The following is a 302-nucleotide window of genomic DNA, read 5'->3' as shown; positions in this document are numbered from 1 at the left end:
ACGGTAGACTGGCGCGAGGCGGCGGTGTCCGAGCACGATTACGCCTTCCAGAAAGCGCGGCTGCTTCTCGGGCGGGCCCCGTCGGAGGCGCGCTCGGTCATGATCCGCACCGAGCGGTGGAAATACATCCATTTCGAAGGCTTCCGACCCCAGCTTTTCGACATGGAAACCGACCCCGAGGAGCTCCATGACCTCGGCGACGACCCGGCCCATGAAGAGACCCGCCGCGCGCTGCGCGAGGAGCTTTTCCTGTGGTTCCGCACCCGCGCGAACCGAACCACCATGTCGGACGAGGAAGTGGC

The 302-nt window shown here is 65.9% G+C and carries 1 protein-coding gene; it reads left to right on the top strand.

Translation table 11 applies throughout. The annotated features are described in order from the left end of the window. The coding region (locus A3764_RS21300; protein ID WP_150122375.1) for a sulfatase/phosphatase domain-containing protein at positions 1-302 on the top strand (302 nt) is incomplete at both ends.

Source organism: Sulfitobacter sp. HI0129, from assembly GCF_001635395.1.
Lineage (GTDB): Bacteria > Pseudomonadota > Alphaproteobacteria > Rhodobacterales > Rhodobacteraceae > Sulfitobacter.
Note: the sequence above shows the minus strand (reverse complement) of the source record. Positions and strands in the feature narration are given on the sequence as shown.